The sequence below is a fragment of the uncultured Aquincola sp. genome (genome assembly GCF_964001545.1).
Taxonomy (GTDB): Bacteria; Pseudomonadota; Gammaproteobacteria; order Burkholderiales; family Burkholderiaceae_C; genus Aquincola.
The window spans coordinates 1-8,773 of the sequence record NZ_CAXFDV010000256.1 but is presented as its reverse complement, the minus strand read 5'-3'; the positions used below and the strand labels follow the sequence as shown (position 1 = coordinate 8,773).

Below are 8,773 nucleotides of genomic sequence, written 5' to 3'. Positions count from 1 at the left end.
TGCTGGGACGCCTTGATCGTGCAGGCTGCATTGGATGCGCGCTGCACGACGCTGCTCACCGAAGACCTGCAAGCGGGCATGCGTTTCGGTGAGCTGGAGGTGGTCAACCCGTTCAGCCAGGCGGTGCAAGAGCCGCCCGGCGCCTACACCGTGCCACGCACCAAAGCGGCGCGGGCGCGGCGGGGTTGAGCCCGCCTCAGCGCGGCCTCACACGTCAAAAAACACCGTCTCCAGATCTTCCGCCCCGCCCTGCCCCTGGATGCGGATGTCGAAGCGGTAGACGGTTTCGCCGCCGCGCTGTTCGCGCTGGGCGATCAGGGTCTTGCGGCGGGTGGCCCACTCGATGCTGGTCAGCACCGGGTCGCGCTCGTTGGCCACCTGCTCGTCGCTGAAGTACAGGCGCGTGTGCAGCCCCAGGTTGATGCCGCGCGCCACCACCCACACCGCGATGTGCGGCGCCTGGGTGCCGCCGTTGGGCAGGGCCACCGGGCCGGGCTTGATGGTCTCGAAGCTGTAGACGCCGGTCTCGAAGTCGGCACCGGTGCGGCCCCAGCCGCGGAAGCTGCTGGGCTTCGGGTCGGCCGGGTGGGCGTAGTGGCCTTCGGCGTCGGCCTGCCAGATCTCCAGCAGCACGTCGCGCAGCGGCAGGCCCAAGCCGTCGTACACCGTGCCTTCGATGCGGATGCGCTCGCCCGGGGTGTCGGGCTTGGTCAGCACATGGCCGAAGTTGTTCTCGAAGATCTCGAAACCCGCCTGCTGCGGCGCCAGGCCGATGTGCACGTACGGGCCGCCGGTCTGGGAGGCGGTTTCGCGGTAGTGGGTGAGCTGTTGTTGGGGTTGGGTTTGCATCGTCGTCTCCTCGCTCAGGCCTTGTTCTCGAACCAGGTCATGCGCCGGCCGCGCAGGTAGATGTCGAAGCGGTAGGCGCGGCTGTCCAGCTCGATGAAGTTGGCGCGGTCTTCCAGCGCGATCAGCCCGCGGCGCTGCTCGTCGTTCGGCACGGTGGCCAGGATGGGGCAGGTGTTGATCAGCGTGTCACCCTCGAAGTACATCTGGGTGATCAGCCGCTGCGACCAGCCGTCGCCGTGGATGGCGTAGTGGATGTGCGCCGGGCGCCATTCGTTGATGCGGTTGCGCCAGGGGTACGGGCCCGGGCGGATGGTGCGGTAGCGGTAGTAGCCGTTCTCGTCGGTCAGCACCCGGCCGCAGCCGCCGAAGTTGGGGTCCAGCGCGCCGATGTAGGTGTCCTTGCGGTGGCGGTAGCGGCCGCTGGCATTGGCCTGCCACACCTCCACCAGCGCGTTGGGCACGGGGCGGCCGAATTCGTCGCGCACAAAGCCGTGGACGATGATGCGCTCACCCACCGGCAGACCGTCCTTCGCGAAGTTCAGGATCAGGTCGTTGTCCTTCGGACCCAGTTCGTTGGCCTGGAAGAGCGGGCCGCTCATCTCGGTCAGCGTCTGCGGGATCGAGATCAGCGCGTTCTTCGGCGAGCGCAGCACGCTGGTCTTGTAGGTGGGCGTCAGCGCCGGCGCATGCTGGGCGCTGTCGCGCATCACAAAGGGGCCGTAGTGGGCCATGGGCGTCTCCTTCTGGTTGTCCGCGGTGGCAGGGGATGCGGCACTTTAGAAAGGCACAGGCCCCGGCGCAATTGAAAAGCGCGCTGGCCAGTGATTACACCCGGTTATGGCTTGCGCAGCGCCGTCGCTGCCAGCGCCCGGCGCCGCGCCGCCTCGGCCCGCACCGCCTCCACCATCGCCTGCAGCGCCGGCCAGGGCGGCTGCTGCGTGGGCAGCAGCAGGCCTACCGGCTCTTCGGTGCCGCCGGTGTCCACCGGCAGGCGCTGCAGGCTGCCAGCCTCGAAGTCGGCCTCGGCGGCGCTGAGCGGGGTGAACCACAGGGCATCGCTGCCCAGCGTCATCGCGCGGCCGAGCGAGGCGGAGACGGTTTCCGTCAGCCCCGCCGCCGGCATCACGCCGCGGGCGCTGAAAAAGCTGTCCACGCCATGGCGGATCACGGTGCCCGGCATCGGCAGCACCAGCGGCCAGGCGGCCACGTCGGCGGCCGAGGGCGCACGGCCCGCCGCCAGCAGCGGATGGCCGGGCCGGGCGGCCAGCACCAGCGGCTCGGCGTACAGCAGCTCGAAGCTCAGGCCCACCATGTCGTCGGGGTCGGCCAGGCGGCCGATCACCAGGTCCAGCTCCTGCGCGCGCAGCGCCTGCAGCAGCGTGGTGTTGAGGCCGGTGACCACCTGCAGCTGCGTCGCCTCGCCCGCGGCATCGGCCATGGCCTGGCGCCAGGCCAGGGCCACCCGCGCCATCACCGAAGGCGCCAGCGTGGGCAGCGCGCCCACCCGCAGCGGCCGCTGCACCGCACCGGCACTCACGCTGCGCACCGCCTCGCCCAGCGCGCTGATGCTGGCCTGCGCATGGCGCAGGAACAGCGCCGCCTCGGGCGTGGGCAGGGTGCCGCGGCGGCCGCGCGTGAGCAGTCGCACGCCCAGGATCTCTTCCAGCTCGTGGATGGTCTTGGTGACGGCCGGCTGGGTGATGGACAGCCGCTCGGCCGCGCGGCGCAGGCTGCCGGTGTCGGCCACCGCCAGCAGGCATTGCAGGTGGCGCAGCCGCATGCGCGCCAGCGCGCTGGCGGGCGGCAAGGTGGCCGTCGACGGGGGCAGCGGCCGCTCGCTCAACCGCGGCCCACGTACGGCATCTTGGTGGCCATCACCGTCATGAACAGCACGTTGGCGTCCAGCGGCAGGCTGGCCATGTGCACCACGGCGTCGGCCACGTGCTGCACGTCCATGCGGGCTTCCACCTTCATGCTGCCGTCGGCCTGCGGCACGCCGGCGGCCATGCGCTCGGTCATGTCGGTGGCGGCATTGCCGATGTCGATCTGGCCCACCGCGATGTCGTAGCGGCGGCCGTCCAGCGCGGCGGTCTTGGTCAGCCCGGTGACCGCATGCTTGGTGGCGGTGTAGGCGATGGACTGCGGCCGCGGCGCATAGGCCGAGATGGAGCCGTTGTTGATGATGCGGCCGCCCTGCGGGCTTTGCGCCTTCATCACCCGGAAGGCCTGCTGGATGCCGTAGAACGCGCCGTTGAGGTTGGTGTCCACCACCTGCTTCCAGCGTTCGATGGGCAGGTCTTCCAGCGCAAAGCCCGAGGCCGAGATGCCGGCGTTGTTGAACAGCAGGTCCACCCGGCCGAAGCGGGCCACCACGGTATCGAACAGCGCCTGCACCGAGGCCGGGTCGGCCACGTCGGTGGGCACGGCCAGCGCCCGTTCGGCGATGTCGCCCTGCGGGTCATCCGCGGCGGCGATGGCGGCCTGCAGCGTCTGGAGCCGCCGGCCGGCGAAGGCCACCCGCCAGCCGGCCTTCAGCAGCGCCAGCGCGGCGGCCTGGCCGATGCCGCTGCCGGCCCCGGTGACGATGGCAATGCGGTGTTGTGGAGCGGATGAGTTCTCGGGCATCGGGGGTCCTGTGACTGCACGACAAGACCCGGGAGTCTGCCAGCAGAGCGCTCACCTGACGGGAAAGCGCCGCGACGGATGAGCGGTGCGACCGCCCAGGGCGCGGCGCAGGCCCGAGGCCAGCACCCGCATCTCCACCGGCTTGATCCAGTACTCGAAGGCGCCCAGGCTCATCGCCTTGATGATGTCCATCGACAGCTTGTCGCCGGTGAGGATGGTCACGCGCAGGCCACGTTCGGCGATGTCCTGGTTGAGGATGCGCACCACCTCCAGGCCCGAGATGTCGGGCAGGTGCATGTCCAGCAGCACCAGGTCGGGCTGTTCCTGCCGCACCAGGTCGACGCCCTGGCGGCCCGTGGTGGCCTGCAGCAGCTGCACGCCGGGGAAGTGCTGCATCATCCCTTCGACCACGGCCATGCTGGTCTCTGCATCTTCGATGTAGAGCACCTTGCCGCGCAGCGCATTGGCCGCGGGCACCACTTCATCAGGAAGTTCGGATGCAGCCATGGTGGGAGTTCTCCAGGACTCCGCAGCATAGTCACATCCCTAGAAATAGGGACGGCCCGGGGAATTCCCGGGCCGTCGCAACACGACGTATCAGGGGCCTCGCCCGCCGGGCCGACCCAAGGGCGGGTGCGCCCCCACTGGGGGCCGCGAGCGCAGCGAGCTTGGGGGCCGCATCACTGTGAGGCGGATGACGCCGGCGGATGCGCGGCATCGATGCCGTGCTTCTCGCCGCCCATGTCCACGCTGCCGCCCGCCTTGCTCAGCACCCAGATGGCCACTGCGGCAAAGACGACGAAGCCCACGAAGATCTTCCACATGCGCCGGCCTTCAGTCGTTGGCGTAGATGTCCACGTCCTTGGTTTCGCGCACGAACAGCATGCCGATCACCAGCGTGGCCACCGCGATGACGATGGGGTACCACAGGCCGTAGTAGATGTTGCCGTTCTGCGCCACCATCGCGAAGCTGATGGAAGGCAGCAGGCCGCCGAACCAGCCGTTGCCGATGTGGTACGGCAGGCTCATCGAGGTGTAGCGGATGCGGGTGGGGAACATCTCCACCAGCATGGCCGCGATCGGGCCGTACACCATGGTCACGTAGATCACCAGGATGAACAGGATGCCCACCACGGTGAACCACTGGCCCGAGCCCACCGGGATCGGGTCGGCCTTGGCCGGGTAGCCGGCCGCCTTCATCGAATCGGCCACGTCCTTCTTGAAGGCGGCGATCTTCTTGGCGCTGTCTTCGTCGAACTTGTGGCCGCCGGCGGTCAGCGTGCCGGTGGGCACCTGCAGCACCTTGTCGCCGATCTTCACCGTGGCCGGCGCGCCCGGCTGGGCCACCGTCTCATAGCTGGCCGAGGCCTGCGCCAGCGTGCGCTTGGCGATGTCGCAACCGGTGGTGAAGTCCACCTCGCGGGCGATCGGGCTGCCCTGGAACGAGCACTGCGCCGGGTCCACCGTCACGCTGATCTGGGCCGAGGCCTGGGCCGCCGCCAGCTTGGGGTTGGCCGCTTCGGTCAGCGCCTTGAACAGCGGGAAGTAGGTGAGCGCGGCCAGCAGCAGGCCACCCATGATGATGGGCTTGCGGCCGATCTTGTCGCTCAGCGTGCCGAAGATGACGAAGAACGGCGTGCCCAGCAGCAGCGCGATGCCCACCAGGATGTTGGCGGTGGCACCGTCCACCTTCAGCACCGCGGTCAGGAAGAACAGCGCGTAGAACTGGCCCGAGTACCAGACCACGGCCTGGCCGGCGGTCAGGCCGATCAGCGCCAGGATCACGATCTTCAGGTTCTTCCACTGGCCGAAGGATTCGCTCAGCGGCGCCTTGGAGGTCTTGCCTTCCGACTTCATCTTCTTGAAGGCGGGCGACTCGTTCATCGACAGGCGGATCCACACGCTGATGCCCAGCAGGAAGATGGACACCAGGAACGGGATGCGCCAGCCCCAGGCGGTGAAGGCGTCTTCGCCCAGCGCGGTGCGGGTGCCCAGGATCACCATCAGCGACAGGAACAGGCCCAGCGTGGCGGTGGTCTGGATCCACGAGGTGTAGGCGCCACGCTTGCCGTGCGGCGCATGCTCGGCCACGTAGGTGGCGGCGCCGCCGTACTCACCGCCCAGCGCCAGGCCTTGCAGCATGCGCAGCGCGATCAGCAGGATGGGCGCGGCCACGCCGATGGACGCATAGCTGGGCAGCACGCCGACGATGAAGGTCGACAGGCCCATGATGAGGATGGTGACCAGGAAGGTGTACTTGCGCCCGATCATGTCGCCCAGGCGGCCGAACACCAGCGCGCCGAAGGGCCGCACCAGGAAGCCCGCCGCAAAGGCCAGCAGCGCGAAGATGAACGCCGAGGTCGGGTCCAGCGCGCTGAAGAACTGCTTGGCGATGATGGCCGCCAGCGATCCGTACAGGTAGAAGTCGTACCACTCGAACACCGTGCCCAGCGACGAGGCGAAGATGACCTTCTTCTCCTCCGCCGTCATCGGCGTGTTGGCTGCAGGCTTTGCGCCCGCGGTCCCCGCCATTGCCATGTTTGTCCCCTCGAAAATGCCAGGACGACTGCCCAGCGTGGCACCCACTTTCAAAGCCCTGCCTGACCGCGACCTGACGCCAAGCTGAACGTTCGCTGACAAACTCCGGCCCAACCCTGAGGCCGCGTTTCTCCATATGCAATTCGTCCGGGTTTGCCCGCTCAGGACAAACATCCTCCGCCCCGCTGAATGACTTCGCCTTCGCTGTTCGACGACCTGAAGCCCGACCCCCTGATCGACGTCGTGCACGACGCGCTGTGCCTGGCCGCCAGCCCGCGCAGCCGCGGCTGGCTGCTGCAAGTGGCCCGCTGGCTGCTGGAGGCGCGTGGCCACGCGCCCGAGCGCCCGCCCTCGCTGGCCGCCATCACCGACGCGATGGACGAGCTGGTGCAACAGGGCCGCGCACAGCGCGTGGAAGGCCTGGGCGTGGCGGTGCCGACGGATGCCGCCTGGCAGGCGCGCTTCACCGCCTTGATGCAGCACCCGGCGGCGCCGAACTACTGGCGCGCCTTTGCGGCCGCCAATGGCGGTGGCCTGCCGCTGCGGCCCGATGGCGAGCCGGCCTGGGTGCGCCTGCCCACCGCCGCCGACCGCGTGGGCCTGCTGCGGCTGGTGCTGTACAGCCCGCGCCCGGCCGCTGATCTGGTGCGCCTGCTGGACGGCCCGCTGGTGGAAACCAGCAGCGCCGCCACGCTGACCGCGGCGCTGACCGCGCCCTTCGTGCGCCCGCTGTTCGACGGCTTGCCCACCGAGCAACGCGGCCTGCTGGCGCAGATGGTGATGGCCGCCCACCCCGACACGCCCGCGGCGCTGCGCGAGGCGGTGGACGACTGGCTGCGCCGCACGCCCGACGAGGTGCCGCCGCCGGTGCGCTGCCGCCTGGCCGCCCACCGGCTGCACGCGGGCGACCTGCCGGGCATGCACCAGGCGCTGCTGGGCCTGGCCGGCCCGCTGGTGGAGCTGTTCGATGCGCTGGCGCTGGCCCATGCCGGCCAGTGGCCGCAGGCCGCGGCCGACGGCCAGGCCGCGATGAAAGCCGCCGCCAAGGGCGCGGGCAAGCGGCAGGCGGCGTTGCCGCCGGAGCTGGTGTGGCCGCTGGTGCTCTCGCTGCTGGCCCAGCCCGAAGCCGCCGCCTGGTCCACCGCCCGCAAGCTGTGCGTGGCCCAGTCCGGGAGCCGCAGCCCGGCGCCGCACAGCTTCTGGGGCCTGTGGGCGCATACGGCGGCGGTGCGGCTGGGCGACCAGGCCATCGACCCGCAGGCGTTTTCATTCGCCAGCAGCCAGGCCCTGGACCCCGACCACCTGCTGATGCAGGCCAGCCGGCTGCTGCTGGCGGCCTGGGTCGGCCACTCGCCCGGCGGCTGGACCGCATTGCGCGCCCGCCATTTGATCGACGGCCTGGCCGAGCTGGGCCAGCACTGGATGGCCGCGCTGGCCCGGGAAGCCGCGGTGCGGCTGGGCCTGATGCCGGCGGCCGATGGGGCAACCGATGGGGCGGCCGAAGTAGCGGCCGATGGGCGGGCGGACGCCCCGCCCCACACCACGCCCCCGGCGCCCTTTCTGGCCGCCCCGCGCGAAGCCTGGCGCGATGCGCTGGCCGCCATCGCCGCGCTGGGCGGCGACGGCACGCCCGACCATCCGCTGCAGGCGGCCGTGCCCACGCTGCTGTGGTGCCTGACGCTGGACGAAGAAGGCCGCGTGCAGGCGATGCAGCCCTATGAGCAGCCGCCCGGCGCCCGCAAGCCCAAGCCGCTGACGCTGAACAAGGTCAAGGCCAGCGCCCGCCTGGATGCGCGCGACGCGGCCGTGGCCCGCAACATCGAGCGATCACGCTGGTCGGCCCGCCAGCTGGTGCTGGACGTCACCGGCGCCGCCCAATCGCTGGTGCGCCACCCCGGCGTGTTCTTCCACGACGCGCCGGGCCAGCTGGTGGAATTGAGCGAAGCGCTGCCCATCATCGAAGTGGCCCGCCGGCTGAACGAAGCCGGCGAGCAGTTCGTCTTCCGCATCGACCCGCCGCTGCAGCCGGCCACGCCGCCGCACCTGGGCGAAGGCTGGTTCTATGCCGAAGAGCGCCAGGCGGAGGTGGAGCGCCGCAACAGCCTGCGCGTGGTGCGCGACGCGCCCGACCGGGCGCGGCTGATCCGCATCACCGCGGCGCAACGCCGCGTGGCCGAGCTGGTGTCGCAGGACTGGGCGGTGCCGGTGGGCGCCAAGGCCGAGCTGGAAGCCGCGCTCAAGGTGCTGGCCGGCCACTTCCAGCTGCACAGCGACGCCGCCGCCGGCACCGAAGTGCCGGGCGAGAGCCGCCTGCGCGCCCAGCTGGTGCCGGTGGGCGATGCGCTGCAGCTGCGCCTGGTGGTGATGCCCTTCGGCGCCTTCGGGCCCGCGGTGCCGCCGGCCGTGGGCCGCGAGCGGTTGATGACGGTGCATGAAGGCCTGAGCCTGGCCACCCGCCGCGACCTGGCGCAGGAAGCGGCCCACCTGCACAGCGTGCTCGATGCCCTGCCCTGGCTGGAAGGCAGCGAAGCCGGTGAAGCCGGCTGGCTGCTGGACACGCCCGAACTGGCGCTGCAAACGGTGGAAGCCCTGCCCACGCTGCCCGCCATCGCCGCGCTGGACTGGCCGCGCGGCAAGCCGGTGCGCCTGACCACCGTGGCGCCGCATGCGCTGGCCGTGCGCGTGAGCAGCGAGCGGCAATGGTTTGCGCTGGAAGGCGAGCTGAAGGTGGACGACCACCGCGTGGTGGGCCTGCAGCAGT

General features: G+C 70.6%; 7 protein-coding genes and 2 pseudogenes. 2 read left to right on the top strand and 7 right to left on the bottom strand.

The window, feature by feature from the left end; translation table 11 throughout:
* Nucleotides 1-189: pseudogene (locus tag ABNT58_RS08970) on the top strand (hypothetical protein); the annotation flags it as partial.
* Between the two features lie 18 nt (nt 190-207).
* Here the strand turns inward: ABNT58_RS08970 and pcaG are convergent.
* From pcaG to ABNT58_RS08935, 7 genes are all read right to left on the bottom strand, one after another.
* Nucleotides 208-849 carry a protocatechuate 3,4-dioxygenase subunit alpha gene (pcaG, locus tag ABNT58_RS08965; protein ID WP_348753148.1) on the bottom strand — a complete coding sequence of 214 codons (642 nt, stop codon included), beginning with the start codon at nt 847-849 and terminating at the stop codon, nt 208-210.
* Nucleotides 850-863: 14 nt separating this feature from the next.
* Entirely contained in the window at nt 864-1,580 is a 717-nt protein-coding gene (gene pcaH / locus ABNT58_RS08960; protein ID WP_348753147.1) for a protocatechuate 3,4-dioxygenase subunit beta, read from the bottom strand.
* Between the two features lie 104 nt (nt 1,581-1,684).
* Nucleotides 1,685-2,692, bottom strand: a complete 1,008-nt coding sequence (locus ABNT58_RS08955) for a LysR substrate-binding domain-containing protein (RefSeq protein WP_348753146.1) — start codon at nt 2,690-2,692, stop codon at nt 1,685-1,687.
* A complete protein-coding gene (locus ABNT58_RS08950; protein ID WP_348753145.1) occupies nt 2,689-3,474 on the bottom strand; it encodes an SDR family oxidoreductase in 786 nt (261 codons plus the stop codon). The genes ABNT58_RS08955 and ABNT58_RS08950 overlap by 4 nt, the downstream gene beginning before the upstream one ends.
* A 51-nt stretch (nt 3,475-3,525) precedes the next feature.
* Nucleotides 3,526-3,981, bottom strand: coding sequence for a response regulator (locus ABNT58_RS08945; RefSeq protein WP_348753144.1), 456 nt, complete (start codon nt 3,979-3,981; stop codon nt 3,526-3,528).
* Between the two features lie 173 nt (nt 3,982-4,154).
* Nucleotides 4,155-4,298 (bottom strand): hypothetical protein, encoded by a 144-nt coding sequence (locus ABNT58_RS08940; RefSeq protein ID WP_348753143.1) that lies wholly within the window; start codon nt 4,296-4,298, stop codon nt 4,155-4,157.
* Between the two features lie 10 nt (nt 4,299-4,308).
* A complete protein-coding gene (locus ABNT58_RS08935; protein ID WP_348753149.1) occupies nt 4,309-6,006 on the bottom strand; it encodes an MFS transporter in 1,698 nt (565 codons plus the stop codon).
* A 195-nt stretch (nt 6,007-6,201) separates the two neighbouring features.
* On the opposite strand from ABNT58_RS08935, the pseudogene ABNT58_RS08930 reads away from it, so the two are divergent.
* Nucleotides 6,202-8,773, top strand: a pseudogene (locus ABNT58_RS08930) (hypothetical protein); the annotation flags it as partial.

Excerpts from the sequence above, each read along its gene's own strand:
- pcaG (WP_348753148.1), bottom strand. The coding sequence starts at position 849 with ATGCAAACCCAACCCCAACAACAGCTCACCCACTACCGCGAAACCGCC.
- pcaH (WP_348753147.1), bottom strand. The coding sequence starts at position 1,580 with ATGGCCCACTACGGCCCCTTTGTGATGCGCGACAGCGCCCAGCATGCG.
- ABNT58_RS08950 (WP_348753145.1), bottom strand. The coding sequence starts at position 3,474 with ATGCCCGAGAACTCATCCGCTCCACAACACCGCATTGCCATCGTCACC.
- ABNT58_RS08945 (WP_348753144.1), bottom strand. The coding sequence starts at position 3,981 with ATGGCTGCATCCGAACTTCCTGATGAAGTGGTGCCCGCGGCCAATGCG.
- ABNT58_RS08940 (WP_348753143.1), bottom strand. The coding sequence starts at position 4,298 with ATGTGGAAGATCTTCGTGGGCTTCGTCGTCTTTGCCGCAGTGGCCATC.
- ABNT58_RS08935 (WP_348753149.1), bottom strand. The coding sequence starts at position 6,006 with ATGGCGGGGACCGCGGGCGCAAAGCCTGCAGCCAACACGCCGATGACG.